Source organism: Paraburkholderia kirstenboschensis, from assembly GCF_904848585.1.
GTDB classification, from domain to species: Bacteria; Pseudomonadota; Gammaproteobacteria; order Burkholderiales; family Burkholderiaceae; genus Paraburkholderia; species Paraburkholderia kirstenboschensis.
Window position 1 is genome coordinate 1 of sequence record NZ_CAJHCR010000081.1, and the last position, 1042, is coordinate 1042.

The following is a 1042-nucleotide window of genomic DNA, read 5'->3' on the forward strand; positions in this document are numbered from 1 at the left end:
GAATAAAACGAGGTAAAGCGGCTCGACGCCGGGCCGGCTGCTCAGCGGCTCGACCGTTACGGTGACAATCTGTACGCGACCGTCCTCTTCCTCAACCGGTATGCCCTCACGCGTTACTGGACGCCCGGATTCCACCGCTTCCCGGAACACGGCGCGTAGTTCAACGCGGATGCCCTTGCGCGCCATGGTAAAGATCTGCCGCGAGGGCACGCCAGCGGGCGGTTCAAGATATTTGCCCGTGCGCGCCGAGTAATGCACAACGTCACCGTCACGGTTGACCAGCACATGGGGCGGCGAAAACCGTTCAAGTACGTGGGCGTCAACCATCTGGCGCAAGGCAGCGCCACCGACTTCGGCGCGCCGCGCCGTCAGGTGGCCCGGTTGACCTGCGCGCATTGAAGTCACCATCAGCGGCAGGCGAACGTGCGGTGCTGCAACTGAGCGGCGACGGAAGATGCGATGCTTTTTCTCGACCGGCGCAAAGAGATCCTCGAACTGGCTAACACTCTCGGATGTGCCAAGAAACAGGTAGCCGTCGGGGCGCAACGCGTAGTGGAAGGTGGGAATGACCTGTCGCTGCACGTCCTGGCCGAAATAGATCAACAGGTTGCGGCAGGACACCAGATCAATTCGTGAAAAGGGTGGGTCACGAATCACGCTATGCGGGGAGAAGATGCACAGGTCGCGAACCTCTTTCGCCACGAGATAGCTCGCGCCGTCGGGGATGAAAAAACGGTCGCGGCGCTCCGGCGACACGCTATCAAGCGACGGCCCCGGATATCTGGCGGCACGCGCGACCCCGAGTGCATGTTCGTCGATATCGCTGGCGAAGATCTGCACCCGTGGCGCAACGGGAAGCGTATCCATGTGTTCGCATATCAGGATACCCAGTGAGTAGACCTCTTCGCCGGTCGCGCAACCTGGCACCCATACGCGTACCACGTCGTCCGCGCCGCGCTCTTCGAAGAGCTTCGGGATGACCAGATTCGCGAGGTTCTCAAACGCTTCCGCGTCGCGAAAGAAATCGGTCACGTTGATGAGC

Annotated in this window: 1 protein-coding gene; it reads right to left on the reverse strand. The window is 61.3% G+C overall.

Annotated elements, in window-relative coordinates; translation table 11 throughout:
• The coding region (locus tag JMY24_RS38070; protein WP_201704130.1) for a CheR family methyltransferase at positions 1-1042 on the reverse strand (1042 nt) is incomplete at both ends.